The organism is Runella sp., assembly GCF_965279615.1.
Taxonomy (GTDB): domain Bacteria; phylum Bacteroidota; class Bacteroidia; order Cytophagales; family Spirosomataceae; genus Runella.
Genome location: NZ_OZ257252.1, coordinates 5623669 through 5643282 on the forward strand (window position 1 = coordinate 5623669; position 19614 = coordinate 5643282).

The 19614-nt window shown below is 42.9% G+C and carries 13 protein-coding genes; 9 read left to right on the top strand and 4 right to left on the bottom strand.

Going from position 1 to position 19614, the window contains the following annotated elements; genetic code table 11:
* Nucleotides 1–390 precede the first annotated feature (390 nt).
* Both cobA and ACQY73_RS23680 read left to right on the top strand, forming a co-directional pair.
* On the top strand, nucleotides 391–1149 hold the full coding sequence (cobA, locus tag ACQY73_RS23675) for a uroporphyrinogen-III C-methyltransferase (protein ID WP_428655709.1): 759 nt from the start codon (nucleotides 391–393) through the stop codon (nucleotides 1147–1149).
* Between the two features lie 17 nt (nucleotides 1150–1166).
* On the top strand, nucleotides 1167–2318 hold the full coding sequence (locus ACQY73_RS23680) for an alpha/beta hydrolase family protein (RefSeq protein ID WP_428655712.1): 1152 nt from the start codon (nucleotides 1167–1169) through the stop codon (nucleotides 2316–2318).
* A 66-nt stretch (nucleotides 2319–2384) separates the two neighbouring features.
* On the opposite strand, the gene ACQY73_RS23685 is transcribed toward ACQY73_RS23680, so the two are convergent.
* The 3 genes from ACQY73_RS23685 to ACQY73_RS23695 all read right to left on the bottom strand — a co-directional run bounded on the left by ACQY73_RS23685 (nucleotide 2385) and on the right by ACQY73_RS23695 (nucleotide 5758).
* Nucleotides 2385–3545: a trans-sulfuration enzyme family protein gene (locus ACQY73_RS23685; protein WP_428655714.1), complete on the bottom strand. Its 1161-nt coding sequence runs from the start codon at nucleotides 3543–3545 to the stop codon at nucleotides 2385–2387.
* 123 nt (nucleotides 3546–3668) lie between these two features.
* Nucleotides 3669–5075, bottom strand: a complete 1407-nt coding sequence (locus ACQY73_RS23690; RefSeq protein ID WP_428655716.1) for a sensor histidine kinase — start codon at nucleotides 5073–5075, stop codon at nucleotides 3669–3671.
* An 8-nt stretch (nucleotides 5076–5083) separates the two neighbouring features.
* The gene (locus tag ACQY73_RS23695; protein WP_428655719.1) at nucleotides 5084–5758 is read right to left on the bottom strand and encodes a response regulator; all 675 of its coding nucleotides are present in this window, start codon (nucleotides 5756–5758) and stop codon (nucleotides 5084–5086) included.
* 262 nt (nucleotides 5759–6020) lie between these two features.
* Between ACQY73_RS23695 and ACQY73_RS23700 the strand changes: the two genes are divergently transcribed.
* The 4 genes from ACQY73_RS23700 to ACQY73_RS23715 all read left to right on the top strand — a co-directional run bounded on the left by ACQY73_RS23700 (nucleotide 6021) and on the right by ACQY73_RS23715 (nucleotide 12235).
* Nucleotides 6021–8852, top strand: a complete 2832-nt coding sequence (locus ACQY73_RS23700) for a PQQ-dependent sugar dehydrogenase (protein ID WP_428655721.1) — start codon at nucleotides 6021–6023, stop codon at nucleotides 8850–8852.
* A gap of 108 nt (nucleotides 8853–8960) precedes the next feature.
* Nucleotides 8961–9920 carry a TIM barrel protein gene (locus tag ACQY73_RS23705; RefSeq protein ID WP_428655724.1) on the top strand — a complete coding sequence of 320 codons (960 nt, stop codon included), beginning with the start codon at nucleotides 8961–8963 and terminating at the stop codon, nucleotides 9918–9920.
* A gap of 96 nt (nucleotides 9921–10016) precedes the next feature.
* Nucleotides 10017–11129, top strand: a complete 1113-nt coding sequence (locus ACQY73_RS23710) for a hypothetical protein (protein ID WP_428655727.1) — start codon at nucleotides 10017–10019, stop codon at nucleotides 11127–11129.
* A complete protein-coding gene (locus tag ACQY73_RS23715; RefSeq protein ID WP_428655729.1) occupies nucleotides 11126–12235 on the top strand; it encodes a hypothetical protein in 1110 nt (369 codons plus the stop codon). Before ACQY73_RS23710 ends, ACQY73_RS23715 begins: the two co-directional genes overlap by 4 nt.
* A 9-nt stretch (nucleotides 12236–12244) precedes the next feature.
* Here the strand turns inward: ACQY73_RS23715 and ACQY73_RS23720 are convergent, their stop codons facing one another.
* Nucleotides 12245–12976, bottom strand: coding sequence for an NUDIX hydrolase (locus ACQY73_RS23720; RefSeq protein ID WP_428655731.1), 732 nt, complete (start codon nucleotides 12974–12976; stop codon nucleotides 12245–12247).
* Between the two features lie 90 nt (nucleotides 12977–13066).
* Here ACQY73_RS23720 and ACQY73_RS23725 point away from each other — a divergent pair, with 90 nt between their 5' ends.
* The 3 genes from ACQY73_RS23725 to ACQY73_RS23735 all read left to right on the top strand — a co-directional run bounded on the left by ACQY73_RS23725 (nucleotide 13067) and on the right by ACQY73_RS23735 (nucleotide 19566).
* On the top strand, nucleotides 13067–13951 hold the full coding sequence (locus ACQY73_RS23725) for an alpha/beta hydrolase (protein ID WP_428655733.1): 885 nt from the start codon (nucleotides 13067–13069) through the stop codon (nucleotides 13949–13951).
* Nucleotides 13952–14599: 648 nt separating this feature from the next.
* Nucleotides 14600–17830, top strand: coding sequence for a SusC/RagA family TonB-linked outer membrane protein (locus ACQY73_RS23730; RefSeq protein ID WP_428655735.1), 3231 nt, complete (start codon nucleotides 14600–14602; stop codon nucleotides 17828–17830).
* Nucleotides 17831–17844: 14 nt separating this feature from the next.
* Nucleotides 17845–19566: a RagB/SusD family nutrient uptake outer membrane protein gene (locus ACQY73_RS23735; protein WP_428655738.1), complete on the top strand. Its 1722-nt coding sequence runs from the start codon at nucleotides 17845–17847 to the stop codon at nucleotides 19564–19566.
* Nucleotides 19567–19614: the final 48 nt, after the last annotated feature.

Sequence of the window (19614 nt, forward strand, 5' to 3'; positions counted from 1 at the left end):
AAATGTTGTTTGTTAATCCCTTTTTTACAAATTAATTATTACTGCTTTTTATTGAAAAAATTAAAATTTTATTGATTTATATTAAAACTAAAAATAGCAAAATGTACATAAAAAAGCCCCAAAAAGAAGAAATTTAAATGTAACATTTTACAAATGTACGCTGTTGATTAAAAATATTACCTAAAAATAATACTTAATTTTACGAATTGTGTTATTTTTGAATAAATATTTTTTGAGATTGAACATTGACAAAATAATATTTCAATAAAGTATTTATAAAGTACAAAAATAGTTTGTAACACCACAGAAGGAGTATCCGGGAAATACTAAGTAAACAAGGAGTGGCGGCTCTGTTTTCGGATATTTTTACTTACAAAAAAGGGATTAACGATGAAACCAAAACTTACTCTTGTGGGCGCAGGCCCCGGTGACCCTGAGCTTATATCGCTGAAGGGAATGAAAGCCATTCAATCGGCAGATGTTGTGTTGTATGATGCATTGGTATCAACTGAATTGCTCGCATACGCACCTGTTCACGCCCGTATTATATACGTAGGCAAACGACGCGGTCGTTGTGAATTTGTCCAACAGGATTTAAATCAGCTGATCGTTGATTATGCGCTCAACTATGGGCACGTAGTTCGATTAAAAGGAGGAGATTCGTTTGTGTTTGGGCGAGGCTATGAAGAAATCACTTTTGCCCGGGAATTTGGCATCGAAACGACCGTTGTACCGGGCATTTCAAGCAGTATCGCGGTTCCTGCCTTGGCAGGTATTCCGCTTACGTGTCGTGGTGTGAGTGAAAGTTTTTGGGTATTGACCGGAACAACCAAAAATCATACGCTTTCCAAAGATGTAGCCAAAGCGGTGCAAAGCTCCGCTACCTTGGTTATTTTGATGGGAATGCAGCACCTTTCCCAAATTGTAGCAGAATTGACCAATGCAGGGAAAGCCGATACACCCATTGCCGTCATTCAAAATGGCAGTACTGCCGATGAAAAAATGGGGTTAGGTACAGTTGAGACGATTGTTGAAGTAGTTGAAAAAGAAGAGTTGACCAACCCTGCCATTATTATTATTGGCGAAGTGGTGCGGTTGCATCCGGCCTTTGAAAAAGGTAGAATAGAGGTATTTTTGGCTTTGGGTTAATAAAACCCGTCTTCCGTATGAAACGTCTTTTACTATTAATCACTACGTGCATTGTCTGTCAGGTTTTGTACGCTCAATCAGCGCCGGAACTTTGCCAAGGTGCTTATTTTACCGAACCTCAGGGAAAAGATTTTTTGGCACAACATGTACCTGCTTCCAAGCAGGAATGGGAAACCAGAGCGCAGCAAATTCGAAATCGTATTTTGGAAGGAAGTGAATTGCAGAAACTGCCTGCCCGCCCTGCTTCAAAACCGATCATTCATAGCCGCCGGGAAATGGATGGTTACAGCATTGAGAATGTGGCGTTTGAAAGCATAGAAGGGTATTACGTAACAGGAAATTTATACAAACCATTAAATCAAAAAGGACCTTTTGCGGCGGTATTATGCCCACATGGTCATACGGCAAGCCCTAATGCGCGTTTCTTGGAACCTATGCAATTTCGTTGTGCCAATCTGGCGCGCATGGGAGCTGTGGTATTTGCCTACGATATGATTGGTTACAGTGATTCGCAACTGTCTAACCATAAGATTCCCAAAGCGTTTAAACTGCAAACGATCAATAGTATTCGGGCGTTGGACTTTTTATTGTCACAACCTAACATTGATAAAGATCGGGTAGGGGTAACGGGAGAATCAGGCGGCGGAACGCAAACATTCATGCTTACGGCACTTGATCCGCGCATTAAAGTTTCGGTGCCGGTGGTGATGGTTTCGGCGCATTTCTTCGGGGGATGTGTGTGTGAGAGCGGAATGCCTGTTCACAAAAAAGGTGATTTTCAAACCAACAATGTAGAAATTGCCGCTCTGGCCGCTCCACGGCCCATGCTGATCGTCTCGGATGGGGCCGATTGGACCAAAAATAATCCGGTGGTGGAATATCCGCATTTGCAAAAGATCTATGGTCTGTATGGCAAGGAAAACCTCGTCGAAAATGTGCATCTTCCCAACGAAAAACACGATTACGGCCCCTCAAAGCGTGACGCTGCCTATCGTTTTTTAGCCAAGCATTTAAAATTAGATATTTCTAAAGTAACCAAAGCCGATGGCAGTATGGACGAGAGCCATGCCAAGTTGTTAGACCGCAAGGATTTGGAAGTATTTAATGCAGAACATCCCCGACCTGCTAAGGCATTGGGTGAAGAAGCTGTGATGGCTTTGTTGAAATAAAACGTGCCGGACGGTTCAAAACCGTCTGATGCGTAATGTAGAGGCACAAAATTTTGTGCCTCTACATTACAAAATCGCCAAGGCCTGGTCCAGATCTTCTATCAAATACTCAGCTTCTTCGAGTCCTATATATAACCGTACTAAGCGGTGTTCACTATTAGTTGGATCAAATTCTTCCGGTCGGAGACCGGCACATTTTGGCATGATGAGCGATTCGTGCCCGCCCCAACTGACGGCTAACAGGAAGTGTTTCAGCGCCAAAGAGAATTTTTCGATCTGTTTATGGGAGGTCGCTTTCAGCGCAACAGTGAGTAATCCACACGCACCGGTCATTTGTTTTTTTGCCAATTCATATTGGGCAAAATCGGGGTCAAGCGGGAAATAGACTTTTTCTATCTTGGGATGATCTTTTAAAAAAGCGACCACTTTTTGGGTACTTTCCGAAATGTGCTTCAAACGTATGGGCAGTGTACGTAATCCTCGCAACAATAGCCAACCGTTAAAAGGCGAAATAAAAGCGCCGGTATTGTGCGCTTCACGGTCAAAGATTTGCTTCATCATGGCTTTGCTGCCCGTCAAAACACCGGCAACGGTATCTGAATGCCCGCCGATGTATTTGGTGGCTGATTGCAAACACAGATCTATGCCAAAACGATGCGGTTTTTGAAACAACGGCGAACAGTAGCTGTTGTCAATGATGGTAATAATTCCTCTTGATTTTGCCAATTGAGCCACTGCTTCCATGTCCTGTAAATCAAAGGTCAGCGTACCCGGAGATTCGAGGTAAATGACTTTGGTATTGGGTTGAAGGGCTGCTTCAAAATTCTCCGTTTTCGTACCGTCTACGTAGGTAGTAGAGACGTTATAGCGGGGCAGGACGTTATCGAACAATTTCCCTGCCCATGTATAAGGTTTTTGAACACTCACAATATGGTCTCCCGCCTGAACATTGGTCATGACCGCACAAAAAATAGCCGATGCGCCGCTGTTGAGCACCAAACAATCTTCTGCTTCGTCTAAGGCTGCCAGCTTTTTTCGCAGAATATCGACCGTTGGATTAAGCCCTCTTGAATAAAGATACGTTGACATTTCATCATCAAAGGCAGCGCGCAGAGAAGCAAAATCGTTGAAAGCGAAATTGCTCGTTTGGACAATCGGTGGGCTGACGGCGTTGAAATACAGTTCGCGGTCTTCGGCGAGTTCGTTGATGATGTGAGAGTAGTGCATTTAGAAAATGATTAGCGCCCGGAATCAGGTTGAAAATGCGAAAATAGAACACTGCACCAATAATCAGCATCGGTATGGATAGAAATATCCAATTTTGCTTGAATCCTGTTAAAAGCAGCCTACTTAAACTTCGTCCGGATAAGGAAGTGAGATGACAAACTGAGTGCCTTTACCGAGTTGAGAAAAAGCCCATATTTTACCGTTATGCAGTTGAATGATCCGCTGCGTCAGGGCAAGACCAATGCCGTGCCCTTTGCGGGATTTGCTCGTTTCTCCTCGGTAAAAAGGCTCAAAAATATGCGGCAGATCTTCCTCGGCAATACCTATGCCACGGTCTGTAAAGGAGATACGAATATTATCGCTTTGGGCTAACAAAGATACATTAACTCGCTGTTCTTCTGAGTATTTACAGCCATTTTCCATGATATTCAGAAAGGCCATTTGCAGAAGTGCCACATCACCCTTGATCTTAAATTCCGTCTCTTCCTGCTGCGATTCATCAAATTCAATTTGAATATTGTAAAGCGGAAATTGCGTAAGCAATAATTCGCGAACCTGCCACAGCAAGTCATCAATATTCAGCGGACGGAAATGCAATTGAAATATATCATTGTTGATACGGGCAAGTTCAAGAAGACCATTGATCAGGTCCCGCATTTTCTTTACTTCATCAATGGCATCTTTGATGGTCTGTTGGTAATCTTCAACGGTACGTTTTTGAAGTAAAGCTACTTCCAACTGCCCCATCATAATGGTCAAAGGGGTACGTAATTCGTGCGAAGCATGGGAAACAAAACTACGCTGTGAACTGAATGCTTCTTCCAATCGACTCAGCAGGTCATTGAATGTAGCGGCCAATTGGCCCAATTCGTCTTTTTGCCGCCGCGCTTTAAGCCGTTCGTGAATATTGCGGGCAGAAATATTTTTTACCTGTTCAATAATATCCGATACAGGGCGTAATGCATCACCGGAAAAGAACCATCCCGCCAGTACCACCAATAAAAGACTTCCAGCCCAGCCTGTAAACAGGATGGTACGAAGTCTTTCCAATTTGCTGAAGCCATACAGATCAATGGCATAGGCAACTACGACCAATACATTTTTTCGCTTATCTACATATCTGACACCTACGATTTCTTTTTCACCATCACGAAGACTGAAATCATGGCCGGCTCGTGCATGAGCCAATAATTTAGGGGTGATCTTGTAGGGATTTTTGCCGCTGTCATACACGATCCTGTTTTGGGAATCATAGACCGTTACTTCTTCCTGATACATGGTAGTCAGGTCATTTCTTTCAATCGCGTGCAGTAACTCTTCCGTAATCCCTCCTACATCCTCAAAAAGCCGCACTGTGGTGATGGCTTTATTATGGAGTCGTTCATTGAATTCTTTTTCACGGAACTGATTGTACAAATAATATACTGACAGCGAAAAGGCGAGCATGATGGAAGCAACCAGCACGGCAAAAAGGAGCGTGAGGCGAAGGCGTATATTTATCTTGTCAATCCAACGGCTTATTCTTACCATCACTTTGATTATTCTTTAAGAATATACCCCATCCCGACCACGGTGTGGATCAGTTTGTGCTCAAATTCTTTGTCTATTTTCTTGCGAAGAAAATTCACGTAAACATCAATGGTATTGGTGCCGGTGTCAAAGTGGATATCCCAGACTTTTTCGGCAATATCTACGCGGGAAACCACACGGCCTCGGTTTCGCATGAAATATTCTAAAAGCCCAAACTCTTTGGCTGTCAGTTCGATACGGTGACCGTCGCGCCGGGCGATGCGTTCGTTAAGGTCTAATTCCAGATCGGCTATTTTTAAGACATTCGTTGTAGGTCCGCTTTCTGAGTTTCGTTTTTGCAACGCTCTGAGTCGAACAATGAGCTCCTGAAATTCAAACGGTTTGACCAAATAATCATCGGCTCCGGACTCAAAACCTGCCAATTTATCGTTAAGAGTGCCGAGAGCAGTAAGCATTAAGATCGGTGTACGAATATTTTCTCTGCGCAGCAGTGCCGCCAATTCAAAGCCATTGATTTTAGGCAGATTAACGTCCAAAACAATAACATCATACGGGTTGGACAGTGCCAGGCTGCTACCCATTTGTCCATCAAAGGCTACATCTACTTCCCATGCTTGCTCTTCAAGTCCTTTTTTTATAAACCCGGCCAGTTTTGGCTCGTCTTCAACAATTAAAACTTTCATATACAAACAATTAGGTAAATGGTGATTATATTAATAATGCTCCAATTTTAAAGATAAGAAATTTTTGGAAAAAGTCTACCCCTTTATTTTAACCGGCTTTTAATAAAGCCGGTTAAAAGCCAAACGGTCGGTCAAAAACCGTCAACCATCGGCAACTTATTGTTTTTTGTCTAATGTATGTATTTGATACAAACTATCTCTTCTATATTTGATTGGAATAAATTATAATTTTAACTAAGAAAACTACAAATTTCATTTACATATGTCTTTCACTACCCCTTTCAGTAGGTTAGGAGTTGCTTTTCTAATTGCATTGGGCGCACGACTTCCTGCCTACAGTCAATCGCCGCTTCCGGAAGAAAACCGTTTTACTAAAAGTATTCTGACGGAGAAACTGGACGAGCCGATGGAGATGACCTTTTTGCCCGACAAACGGATTTTGTTTGTGGAGCGTAAAGGAAACCTAAAGGCCTACGATCCTAAAACGAAGGAAGTAACCGTACTAGCCACCATACCGGTCAATACAAAATACACTAACCGACAGGGACAAGTGCGTGAAGCCGAAGAAGGTCTGATGGGCCTGATTGCCGATCCCAATTATGCCAAGAACAATTGGATCTATATGTACTATGCCGACCCAACGGACAAAAAACACGTTTTGGCGCGTTGGGAATTAAAAGGCGATGAATTGGTGGAGGCTTCTAAAAAAGTTGTATTGGAAGTCACAACCCAACGGGAAGAATGCTGCCATACGGGCGGAGGAATGGTATTCGACAAGGTGGGAAATCTGTACCTAACTACGGGAAACAACACCAGCAACAGTAACTCAGACGGATATGCCAACCTTGACGAGCGACCCAATCAAAGTACATGGGATGACCAACGCGGTGCGGCAAGTACGAACGATCTGCGTGGAAAAATTCTCCGGATCAAACCCCAAATCGATGGAACATACACGATTCCTGAAGGCAATTTGTTCCCTAAAGGCACTGCCAAAACCCGCCCTGAAATTTATACAATGGGCCATCGCAACCCTTGGCGGCCTTCCATTGACAGCAAAACAGGTTATTTGTACTGGGGCGAAGTGGGGCCTGACGCCTCGCAGGATTCGCCGCGCGGGCCTCGTGGATACGATGAATTTAACCAAGCCAAAGGCCCGGGATTTTTCGGTTGGCCTTATTTTATAGGTGATAATAAAATCTATTCGGATTGGGACTTTGAGACCAATAAAATCAAAGCTGATTCGAAATTTGATCCGGCCAGACCCATCAACGATTCGCCCAATAATACAGGTTTGCGCGAACTGCCTCCTGCTCAAAAAGCTTTTGTCTGGTATCCTTACGGCAATTCAACGGAGTTTCCGTTGGTAGGAAGTTCGGGAAGAAGTGCTACCGGTGGCCCCGTTTTCAGAAAATCTGATTTTAAAAATGCCCCTCGCCCTTTCCCCGATTATTACGAAGGAAAATGGCTTATGGTTGAATTTATGCGCGGATGGATCATGGCCGTAACAATGGATGAAAACGGCGACTATAAATCAATGGAACGCTTTATGCCGAGCGAAAACTTCAGCAGCGCCATTGATATGGATTTCAGCCCTGACGGAGACCTATACGTGCTTGAATACGGCAGTGCATGGTTTAGAGGCAATGACAATGCGCGTCTGGTAAAGATCGAATATAATGCAGGAAACAGAACGCCTATGGTAGAAGCTTCGGCCGATAAAAAAGCGGGCGCTGTTCCTTTCAAAGTGGCATTTTCGTCGGAAGGAACGCAGGATTTTGACAAAGATGCGCTCAAATACGAGTGGAAAATTACCTCTAAAGCAGGAGTTTTTAAAACGCTGGCCCAGCCAAATCCGACAGTAACGTTTGACAAGCCCGGAACGTACAAAGCGACATTGACGGTCACAGATCCTAAAGGAGCTAAGAATAGTCGCACCCTTGAGATCAAAGCAGGAAACGAAGCACCGGAAGTAGCTTTGGAGGTAACCAAAGGCAATAAATCATTCTTCTTTCCTAACGAAAATATTGAGTATAAAGTCAAAGTAAACGACAAAGAAGACGGTAGTTTGGACAATGGCAAAATCGCTCCGGGCCAAGTAGCGGTCAACATCGACTACATGCCCGACTCATTTGACCCTATCGAAATAGCCTCCAATTATCGTGGCACGGAAGCTTCGGCGCGTTTTAATACAGGCTATAAACTCATGAGCATGAGCGATTGTAAATCGTGCCATATTGTGGATAAAAAATCGGTGGGTCCGAGCTATAAAGACATTGCGCAGAAATACAAAGGCGATGCTTCTGCTCCCGAAAAATTGGCTAAGAAAATCATTGCCGGCGGCGGAGGTGTATGGGGAGACCACGCGATGAGCGCACACCCACAAATATCTTCCAACGATGCAGCCACGATGGTAAAATATATTTTAAGCCTCGGTGAAAAGCCTTTACAAGCCAAATCATTGCCTACGGATGGTTCGTTTACAACCAAAATTCCTGAGAACGAGAACGGCAAAGGAAGCTACGTTTTAAGAGCAGCTTATACCGACCGTGGCACAAAGTTGCTTTCACCGTTGATGACTGAAAACATTTTGCACTTGCGAAATCCGTCACTGGATCCTGCAAAAGCAGATAAGAGCAAAGGCACACAATTGTTGATAACTCCCTCAAAATCATTTAATATCATTGGTAACGATTCATACATCGCCTACAATCAATTGGATTTGACGGGAATCAAACAAATCGAAATTCTGGCCCAAGCGGCTACTCGGGTTGGTGCGGCAGGCGGCACGGTTGAAGTGCGGTTGGGCTCCCCAACGGGCAAACTCATTGGTGAAACCAACGCGGTTGTAGTAAGAGAGCAAACGTTTGGTCCTCCTCCTGCAGCTGCCACTAACAATCAGAATGCCGCCACTCCTCCTGCCCAGGCCGCGCCACGCAGGGCGAATCAAGCGCAGCAGGCGGTTGCTAAAATTGAAGCAACGCAAGGTTTTCATGATGTATATTTTGTTTTCAAAAACCCCAAAGCCCAGCCTAATCAAATCTTGATGTCAGTCTCTGCGGTTCAATTTCAGAATACTGTACCTAATTTATAAGAATTTGTCTCTAATGCGTCGGACGGCTCAAAGCCGTCCGACGCATTGCCCGGAGCGCTTAAAGTTTTTGATAGTATTATTCACTCAGCATTACTTTCTCCACGAACTATGCAAAATCGTAGAAGTTTCCTCAAACATTCCGGTGCATTGGCATTGGGTAGTCTGGCTTTGCCGACCTTGGCTAAAAATATATTCGCTCCGGAGGCTTTTCCCCGTCCGGGTTTACAGTTATTTACCCTGTTCAGAGCCATGTCAGACGATGCCAAAGGTTCTCTGGAAAAAGTAGCGGCCATTGGCTACAAAGAAATTGAATCGGCTTTCAGCATGAAAGAAGGTTATTATGGTTATTCGCCCAAAGAGTTTAAAAAGGTAGTGGAAGGCCTCGGCATGACGTGGCGTGCGCACCACGTGGGCGGGGCACCTTTTCGTCCGCGACCTGCCCAAGGCGGTTCCCCTGCGGGCGGAGGAGCGGGTGCACCGGCAAACGCTGAACCGCCGCGCCAAATGCCGGCCAATATGCCCAAACGGTTGAATTTACTGGAAAACTATCAGCAAGTGGTCGACGAAGCCGCCGAAGGAGGACTGACTTATTTGGTTTGTGCTTCTACGCCCGTGGGTACATTGGATGAGATCAAAAAATCAGTTGAAGTCTTTGTTAAAACGGGCGAGGCATGTAAAAAAGCGGGTATTCGTTTTGCCTACCACAATCACGCCACCGAATTTGATAAAGTAGAAGGTCAAACGCCTTATGATCTGATCCTTTCGCAAACATCTCCTGATCTTGTTGCGATGGAAATGGACATGGCGTGGGTAGTAAAGGCCGGAATTGACCCGCTGGAGCTGTTCAAACAACAACCCGGTCGTTTTCCGCTTTGGCACATTAAAGACATTGATAAAGAACTTAAAAAACCGGTAGAGGTGGGAAATGGAGTAGTAGATTTCAAAAAGATTTTTACCGGAGCTAAAACGGCGGGGCTTAAATACTATTTTGTGGAGCAGGATATGGCCGCCAACCCCTTTGACAGTATTGCCGTGAGTTTCGCCAATTTGCAAAAACTTACTTCGTAATCATCTCAATGTGAAACACTTTTGTTAAATTCGTGTTACTCCTTCATTAGAATTTCAGGAAGTCATAAACGCTTAAACTTTTAACTCAAAATCAGTATGAAAAAGACGTTTTTATCGATGGCAGCTGCCCTTTCTGCGGTGGTGCTGGTCGCTTACACAAATCGCTCTGCGAGCGTATTGAGCGGGTTTGAAACCGGCACACCTGAAGTAAAATCAATCAGTGCGCTTGCTTTTGGCCCGGAAGGGGTGTTGTTCATAGGTGATTCTAAAAGTGCTTCGGTATTTGCCATTGATACCAAAGATGCTGAAAAGCTGGAAAGTGCCAAAGCCGTTGAAATAAAAAATATCGACCAGAAGATCGCGGCTTTATTGGGAACCGAAGCCAAAAATATTACCATTCAGGATCTGGCAGTGAATCCTATTTCCAAAAAAGTGTATTGCGCCGTACAATCCGGAAGCGGAGCACCTGTGTTATTCAAGATAGATGGTGAAACTATTCAACCGGTAAGTTTGAAAGACATTAAGTTTTCGTTGGCTTCACTCAATAATGCTCCTGCCGAAGATGCCAAAGACCAACGCGGCCGGCCAATGCGGGTATGGGCTATTTCAGACCTTAACTATGCCGATGGCAAACTAATGGTCAGCGGATTGTCGAATCAGGAATTTGGTTCTACTTTCCGCAGTATTCCTTTTCCTTTTACCAATAAACAGGACCAATCATCGCTGGAGATCTATCATGCCGCTCATGGACAATACGAGACCAATTCGCCCATCAAAACGTTTACCACGGCAGAATTGAACGGCAAAAAATTCCTCGTAGCAAGTTATACGTGTACCCCGCTTGTTCTTTTTCCGATTGATGATCTGAAACCCGGTACGCACGTAAAAGGCCGTACGGTTGGTGAATTTGGTGCCGGCAACAGCCCTTTGGACATCATTACGATGAAAAAAGGCAATGACCTGTTTTTGATCATGGCCAATTCTGACCGGCCTGTCATGAAAGTGAAATACAAAGACATTGAAAGCTATCAAGGCTCATTGACCGAACCCATCAAAGAAAATTTCAGTACTGCCGGAGTGCCTTACGTGTCTTTCCCGATGGTAAATGTGCTGCAACTTGACAAATTGGACGAGACCCAGTTTGTTTTCCTGCAACGCAGAGCCAACGGAGATCTTGATATAAGAACTTCCAATAACCGAGCACTATGAGCAAAGGAGTACGAATCAGTTGGCACCCGTGCCAACTGATTCTTTTTTCTTTACTTCTGCTTGTGGGTTGTGTCAAAAGTCAAGACGCATCAAAAACTAAAATTACGCTTCTCCGGAAAAATGGCCGGGCGATAGGCCTTTCCATTCCTTTGCGCCAACTTGCGGCCATTCCCGAAGCAGATATTCCCAAGTTATTGAAAGTACAGCTTGCTGCGTCGACCTTTAAAACTGCCATTTTAGGAGAGTACACGATAGGGAAGGATTCGGTGATCTTTGAGCCGCTTATCCCTTTTACCGAAGGGCTTCGTTATGAGGTATTCCTTGAAAACCGTTTACTGAGTGAAATTGAAATTCCCCGCCCGATAGGCTCGCCTGAGCTCGTAGGTATGTATCCTACGCAGGATACCCTTCCCGAAAACCTGCTGAAATTTTATTTTGTTTTTTCTCGTCCGATGGCCGAAGGGCATTCTTTGCAGTATATTACCTTACTGGATGCCAAGGGAGATACACTTCCCAATACCTTTCTGAATTTACAGCCTGAACTGTGGAATGCCGAACGAACCATTTTGACGTTATGGTTGGATCCGGGCAGAATCAAACGCGACCTGCAGCCCAACAAATTATTGGGTGCTCCATTAACCGAAGGAAAACACTACACCTTGTGGGTATCAGATCAGTGGCCTGATGAGCAGGGGGCGACTTTAAAGAAGACGTATACCAAAAATTTTGTGGTAACGGCGCGTGATATAACCTCCCCCAAAATAAAAGATTGGACACTTAACATTCCCCCGAAAGGTACTGTACAACCTCTTGAAGTAACTATAAAGGAGGCATTGGACCATATTTTGCTGCAAAATACCATCCGCATTGTTGATACCGGCGGCAACACAATGAATGGCTTGATCCAAGTGAATGATAGGGGAAACAGCATTCTTTTTACACCCGCAAAGCCTTGGCTAGTTGGCTCCTACAAGTTAATGATAGAATCGCGTTTGGAAGATTTGGCGGGCAATAATCTAAACCGTCTGTTTGACCGCGACATCACAAACAAAGAAACACTTCCCTCCGATAAGAAGGTTTTTGAGCTTCCCTGGCGTATCAACTGAAATGTTAACTTATTGTACTTTTTTAATTCTGTAGACATACGGAGGCTTGTGGGCTTTACCCGAAAATTTCTTTTCGACCCGTTCTAATATTTCCATACTGAGCATTTTGCGCTGAAAATTGGCGCGGAGGAGTTTTTTATCCAAAATCGTTTCGTACAAACTTTGGAGTTCATTCATTGTGAATGTTTCGGACAACAAATTAAAACCCACCAACTTATGATCCAGCATTAAACGAAGCGTATCCAAAGCTTTTTCTACGATACGGTTGTGGTCAAGAATCAACGGAGGAATTTGATGAATATCATACCAATCACCTACATCAGAAAAAATGTCGGGTGCAGGTTCAAACTTGGAAAAATCTAATAATGCATAATAACCGACAGAAATAAATCGTTGCAATATCCAATGCTCATTTTCAAGTTCAAAACCATGAGATGACATTGTTTCTTTATGAACATTCCAATTTCCACGGTTTTGCTCGCCAAAAGTATAGAATTGTTCAAGGTAAATATTTTTTACTCCCGTTCTCTCCCACAAAATTCGAGTTGCAGCCTCATCGGTACTTTCTTCTTTAAATACAAAACCGCCGGGCAAAGCAAATACGTTTGTTTTTTTAAATTCAAGCAATAAAACTTTTAATTGGCGTTCGTGAAACCCAAAGACCACGCAATCAACGGAAACACCGGGATGATACTGAGAGCCGGAATCCAAAAAAGTTTTTATGTCAGGGCTTAGAGTCATGAATTAAAGTTTAGGACAAAAAAAAGAAAAAATTTGGAATATTGTTGCCATCCGAATAAGTTTGTATCAAATTGATGCAAATCAAAAATAATGAAAAACCTCTTTGCCTTTTTTCTTTTCTTAATCAGTTATGTTACGGTTACGTTTGCGCAAAATGGCATGCTTAAAGAAAGCATTAAAGTCAAAAGCGCAATTTTGGGTAAAGATATTAAATACAGTATCTATTTGCCCGCCGATTATGAAAAAACCAACCGCAGTTATCCCGTTTTGTATTTATTGCACGGTTATACCGATGACGAAACAGGTTGGACACAATATGGAGAAGCCCATCTCATTGCCGACAGAACGATCAACAATGGAGATGCACCTTCTATGATCATTGTCATGCCTGATGCCGGTGTGACGTGGTACCAGAACTCGTATGATAATAAAACGCGTTATGAAGATTTCTTTATTACCGAGTTTATTCCTCACATTGACGCTACTTACCGCACACGCGCCAAAAGAGAATTTCGGGCCGTAGCAGGCCTTTCGATGGGCGGATTGGGTACATTTCTGTTGGCTACAAAGCATCCCGATTTGTTTACCGCCGCCGCTCCGTTGAGTGCCGCTGTATGGACTGACGAAGAATTTTCGGCTAATGGCCAAGATCAGGCAGGTTGGGACAATGCTTTTGGTGATTTATATGGCAAAGGGTTACGGGGAAAAGACCGTCTGACTGCTCATTATTATAAAAATGCCCCCATCAAAATTGTAGAAGCAGGCAATCCCGACGAGCTTAAGAAAGTGCGGTATTACATTGATTGTGGTGACGATGATTTTTTGATCAAAGGTAACATGGCATTGCACGCTATGATGATAGACAAAAAAATTCCGCATGAGTTTCGAGTGCGTGACGGTGGTCATACATGGAGTTATTGGCGTACAGCACTGCCCGAAGTCTTGAAATTTGTGGGTCTGAGCTTTCACAGGTAAAGGTTTCATCTTTTGTGTGTTGCTCTGTGCATTGATAAATTAGTACTATTTTAAGTGAGAGAATAACACAACGGATAGGCTGTTGTCGAGCGTAGTAAGCCTGATTTTTAAAAGCAAAAAATTTAGACTTTTAAATTAAAAAATAAGCTTAATTTGTTTGAAACAAGAAATAACTATACTTTTACAAGTAAAATTGCAAGCCATAATTCTTACATTATTAGTTGTGATTGCTCTTTTACTTCGGCTCTCTTTTTTGAAAAGTTCAACTAATTGACCGGCAAAAACTTAGCTGTTTCTGATGTATGTATGAGAAAAACAAGCTTGATTGCAGGACTCATTTTCAAAAAATTATTTTCAAACAGGCCGGCACGTTAGCCATTCAGTACTTATTTTAAAGAGTAAATGTGCGTTAGCTTTATTACTAAGACTATTTTGACTGATTAAGTTATTGCTTCAACCATTGAGGTTGTATAATACAAAAGGGCAATAACGTTTACAAATTTTCACCACCCATTAGCAGAACGATTGAGGTTTTCAGTATTTATTAATTTTTTCAAATAAATAGCTGTAATGGGAAGTTAGCGTGTTTTTTAGTTTTGTATTATTTTTATTTTTATTTGTTCATTTTTAACCTATCAGTTTTTATTTATGAAATCAAAGTTCTATTATCCGCTGATGTGTGCGGTGGCATGGATGTTTATGCTCTTCCTTGCTCTCGGCCCTGCACATGCCCAAGACCGGAAAGTGACGGGAAAAGTCGTTTCAAACGACGGCCCGGTTCCCGGAGCAACAATTCTATTAAAAGGCAGTAATGTAGGTACCTCGGCTGATGCAACCGGTACTTTTACTATTAGTGTAAACGGGTCAAATCCTGTATTGGTGGTTTCCGGAATTGGATATAAGCCGCAGGAAGTATCCATTGGCAACCAGAGTACGGTAAATGTAAGACTCGAAGATGATGTAAACGCCTTGTCGGAAGTAATCGTAACAGGTTATTCTGTCGATAAGCGTCGTGAGTCAACGGGAGCGGTTTCAACGGTAAAAACAAAAGACCTTACAAATGTTCCATCGTCAAGTGTTGAACAACAATTACAAGGTAGGGTTGCAGGTTTAACAGTTGTAACCACCAGCCAACCGGGTTCAGGAAGTCAGATTCGTATTCGTGGTTTTGGTGCATTTGGTGGCAACGACCCTCTGGTTATTGTTGACGGTTATCCGGTAGGTAACGTCAATTACTTAAATCCTGAAGACATCGAATCTACAACTGTACTGAAAGACGCTTCTGCGGCTTCCATTTATGGAGCAAGAGCGGCCAACGGTGTAATTGTATATACCACTAAGAGAGGTAAAAAATCAGCGAGAAAATTGAATGTTACCTACGACGGTGTGTACGGGCTTACTGATCCGGGTACGGGACAAAAAATGATGAATCCGCAGGATCAGGCTACTTGGACCTGGACGGCACTGAAAAACTCAGGCTCGCCTCTTTCTCACCCACAATATGGCTCAGGAGCAACTCCGATTATTCCTGATTACCTTAAAGTAGGTAATAGAAGTGGTGTAGTCGGAACGATTGATCTGGCCGCAGAAAAATTAAAATATAATATCACCGGACCAACCATCGGCGATTACTACCAAGTAATCAAAGCAAACAAAGAAGGAACCGATTGGTATAAAGCATTGACACAAACCGGTACTATTCAAAGACATAGCTTAGGTTTTGAAGGTGGTGGTGATGCTTCGCGCTTTTATGTAGGGCTATCATTGCAGGATCAGCAAGGTATTTTGCCGAGCCAAAGAGCTAAGCGTTATGCAATGCGTGTGAATACCGAATTTGATGTTTTCAAGAATGTAAGAATCGGTGAAAACTTCCAACTTACCTATCTGCAGATCTTAGGTCGTCAAGGTGGCAATAACGGTCTACAATCATCACAGGATGAGAACGATATTTTAGGTGCATTCCGTTCACCTACTATCATCCCGGTGTATGATGAGTTTGGTGGATATGCAGGTACTACTGCACTTGGTTTTGGTCAGGGCTCAAACCCTGTGGCTAACCAACAGGCAGGAAAATTAAATAAGAACTTTAATGCGTTGGCTGCCGGTAACTTCTACATTGAAGTTGATCCTATCAAAGATTTGACATTGCGGTCGTCAATTGGTATCAGTTACGTCAATTCCTATGGTTGGGGATACGGTCGTCCGATCTATGAAACCTTGGAAAATAAAGGGGTAAACTGGTCGTATAACGAAAGTAGCGGTTTCAGCTTCGGATGGACTTTTACTAATACCGCTTCTTATAAGAAGAAATTCGGGGCTCATGGTTTAGAGGTACTCGTAGGACAAGAAGCGCTTAATACCGGTTTTGGTAAAAGCCTTAGTGCTGATGGTCGCAATCCTTTCTCAGGAGATCCTAACTACATTACTATCTCTACATTGGATATTCGTAACCCTGCAAACAGTACGAAAAACAATGGGATTACCTTTAACTCTTATTTTGGAAGAGCTATTTATAATTTGAAAGACAAGTACATCATTACAGGGGTTATCAGACGTGATGGTTCATCTCGCTTTGGTGCGAATACACGATATGGTATATTCCCTGCGGTGTCTGCTGCGTGGAGAATTTCGGATGAGGCATTCATGAAACAACTCCCCTGGGTTACTGACTTGAAAATCAGAGGGGGATATGGTACAATGGGTAACTCTAATAACGTTGCTCCTGCCAACCAATATGACCTGTATGCACAAAGTGTCGAGAATTCCGGGTATGATATCAATGGTACAAACTCAGGTGTAGTAGGTGGATTCAGACAATCAAGAATAGGAAACCCTAATGCAAAATGGGAAACCAGTATCACCAAAAACATTGGTATTGATGGCTCATTCCTTAATGGCAAATTGGATGTAATCTTGGATTTATGGCAGAAAGACACCAAAGATTTATTGTACACATTACCCATTACGCAAACAGTGGGTGGTGCCACTGCTCCTTCGGTCAACGTAGGTACGATGGTCAACAAAGGTATCGACATTCAATTGATAACAAGAGGTAAATTTGGAGGCAAGGTAGGCTACGAATTTGATGCTACCGGTAGTTTCCTTAACAATAAAATTACCGAAATCGGCGGTGGCCTTACTTACTTACAGGATGTTAACCCGGGCTTCAGAGGTGTAAACCCTATCCGTAACCAATTGGGTTATTCACTGTCTTCTTTCTATGGCTACAAAGTACAGGGCTTATTCCAAAGTCAGGAAGAGATCAAGAACGCTCCTACACAAGACGGTGCCGGCGTAGGTCGATTCAGATATACAGACGTTAACGGGGATGGCAAAATAAACGCCGATGACCGTACTTATTTAGGTAGCCCGGTGGCTAAGTTTACAGGTGGATTGAACTTTAAACTTACCTACAAAAACTTTGAGGTATTATCTTACTTCTACACTTCAATTGGAAATAAAATCTTTAATATCTCGAAAAGATTTACTGATTTTTACCCATTATTTGCCGGTTCCGCTATATCTGAGCGCGTAAAAGATTCTTGGACTCCACAGAACACAGGCGCAAAAATTCCGATTTTTGAAGCAAATGACGGTTTCAGTACAGGTTCTCAATCCAGTGATTTTTATGTGGAAGATGGCTCGTATTTGAGATTCCAAAACCTATCATTCGCCTATAACTTCCCATTGGCAATTGCCAATAAAATGAAGTTGAGCAAACTTCGTGTGCATGCTGCTGTTAATAACTTATTCACAATTACCAAATATGGTGGACTTGACCCACAGGTGGCCGGTGCTGCTGATACTAACTTTGGGGTAGATTTAGGTAACTTCCCGATGACTCGTCAATTCACTTTTGGTATAAATGTTGGATTTTAATTAAAATAAAAACAATGAAAAAAATAATCTTTTCAACCACATGCATTATCCTTTTGGTAGCCGGATATGCCTGTAAAGACAGCTTTTTGGAAGTGCCGCCAACAGGCTCACTTGCTAAAGCACAGCTTACCACTAAAGCCGGTTTAGACGGAAGTTTAATTTCTGCATACGCTCAGTTGAGTGCTTTAGGTCAAACTCACTCCGGCCCGTCAAACTGGCTTATAGGCAGTATTAGAGGAGGTGATGCCAATAAAGGGACTGACCCGGGCGACGGTTCTGAAATGAATCCTATTCAAACATTTCAGTATAACTCGACGGATCAGGTTGCCGGTAACGTATATCAAAGTTATTTTGAAGGTGTTTCGAGAGCCAATGCCTTTTTGGCGCTACTCAAAGAAGCAGATGCTGCTGTGAAAGCAGAGGATATCAAAGTAATGACGGCTGAGGCTCGTTTTTTGAGAGGGCATTTCTATTTTCAATTGAAAAGAAACTTCAATCTGGTGCCTTATGTTGACGAAACAAAAAATCTATCCAATGGGATAGATAAAGTAAAGAACGATGTAGAATTATGGCCAAAAATTGAAGATGATTTTAAGGCTGCTTACAATGATCTACCTGAAACGCAGTCTTCTGTTGGACGTGCCAATAAATGGGCCGCTGCTGCTTACTTGGCAAAAACATACCTTTACGAAAAAAAGTATGCAGAAGCAAAAGCCTTATTTGATTTGATTATTGCCAATGGTAAAACAACAGGTGGTAAAAAATATGCGCTGCTTCCAAAATACTCTGATATATACCGTGTTGCAAACGACAATAATGCTGAGTCAATCTTTGCGGTTCAGGCAACGGTTAAATCAGGAAATGGAAACAATGCAAATGCTGACTTACAATTGAATTATATTCAAGGGGTTGATCCGGGTACTTGCTGTGGATTCTTTCAACCATCGTTTGAATTTGTTAATTCATTCCGTACAGATGCAAAAGGATTGCCATTATTAGATGGTTCATACAATAGCGCGGCTAATGCACTTAAAACCGATATGGGTATCAAATCCGATGTGGCTTTCACTCCTGATGCAGGACCGTTGGACCCCAGATTAGACCATTCAGTAGGTCGTAGAGGTATTCCATTTTTGGATTGGGGCTTACATACCGGCTTTAGCATGATTCGTAATCAACCTAACGGTGGCCCGTATTCACCAAAGAAATACTTATTTACGAAAGCAGAAAAAGCCGCCGGTTTGACTGAAACAGGTGGTTGGGGACACCAGACCTACAACGCTTATAATGTCACTATTATCAGATTTGCCGATGTTCTATTGATGGCTGCTGAAGCAGAGATTGAAGTGGGGTCATTAGCTAAAGCACTGGAATATACTAACATGGTGAGAGGTAGAGCTGCTAATGCATCAGATTATGTAATGATTGATGGCAAACCTGCTGCCAATTATAAAATTGCCGTTTATGATGCTTTCCCAACCAAAGAGTATGCCAGATCAGCTGTTCGTTTTGAAAGAAGAATTGAACTTGGTATGGAAGGCTACCGCTTCTACGATTTAGTACGTTGGGGCGAGGATGTAGCTGCCATCAATAAGTACTTACAATATGACCAAGTACTGTTGCCGGGCGCATTGGGTGGAGCTAAATACGACTCTAAGTATGCCCTATTCCCTATACCGCAAAGCCAAATTGACTTGCAGGGTAAGGATATTTTGAAGCAAAACCCCGGTTATTAAGTCAAAGTCAGGTAACAATATTTAAGTTTCTGTTAAAACAAATGCGGC

What these genes read in the sequence shown, in the direction of transcription:
- cobA (WP_428655709.1), top strand. Translation starts at nt 391, where the DNA reads ATGAAACCAAAACTTACTCTTGTGGGCGCAGGCCCCGGTGACCCTGAG.
- ACQY73_RS23680 (WP_428655712.1), top strand. Translation starts at nt 1,167, where the DNA reads ATGAAACGTCTTTTACTATTAATCACTACGTGCATTGTCTGTCAGGTT.
- ACQY73_RS23685 (WP_428655714.1), bottom strand. Translation starts at nt 3,545, where the DNA reads ATGCACTACTCTCACATCATCAACGAACTCGCCGAAGACCGCGAACTG.
- ACQY73_RS23690 (WP_428655716.1), bottom strand. Translation starts at nt 5,075, where the DNA reads ATGGTAAGAATAAGCCGTTGGATTGACAAGATAAATATACGCCTTCGC.
- ACQY73_RS23695 (WP_428655719.1), bottom strand. Translation starts at nt 5,758, where the DNA reads ATGAAAGTTTTAATTGTTGAAGACGAGCCAAAACTGGCCGGGTTTATA.
- ACQY73_RS23700 (WP_428655721.1), top strand. Translation starts at nt 6,021, where the DNA reads ATGTCTTTCACTACCCCTTTCAGTAGGTTAGGAGTTGCTTTTCTAATT.
- ACQY73_RS23705 (WP_428655724.1), top strand. Translation starts at nt 8,961, where the DNA reads ATGCAAAATCGTAGAAGTTTCCTCAAACATTCCGGTGCATTGGCATTG.
- ACQY73_RS23710 (WP_428655727.1), top strand. Translation starts at nt 10,017, where the DNA reads ATGAAAAAGACGTTTTTATCGATGGCAGCTGCCCTTTCTGCGGTGGTG.
- ACQY73_RS23715 (WP_428655729.1), top strand. Translation starts at nt 11,126, where the DNA reads ATGAGCAAAGGAGTACGAATCAGTTGGCACCCGTGCCAACTGATTCTT.
- ACQY73_RS23720 (WP_428655731.1), bottom strand. Translation starts at nt 12,976, where the DNA reads ATGACTCTAAGCCCTGACATAAAAACTTTTTTGGATTCCGGCTCTCAG.
- ACQY73_RS23725 (WP_428655733.1), top strand. Translation starts at nt 13,067, where the DNA reads ATGAAAAACCTCTTTGCCTTTTTTCTTTTCTTAATCAGTTATGTTACG.
- ACQY73_RS23730 (WP_428655735.1), top strand. Translation starts at nt 14,600, where the DNA reads ATGAAATCAAAGTTCTATTATCCGCTGATGTGTGCGGTGGCATGGATG.
- ACQY73_RS23735 (WP_428655738.1), top strand. Translation starts at nt 17,845, where the DNA reads ATGAAAAAAATAATCTTTTCAACCACATGCATTATCCTTTTGGTAGCC.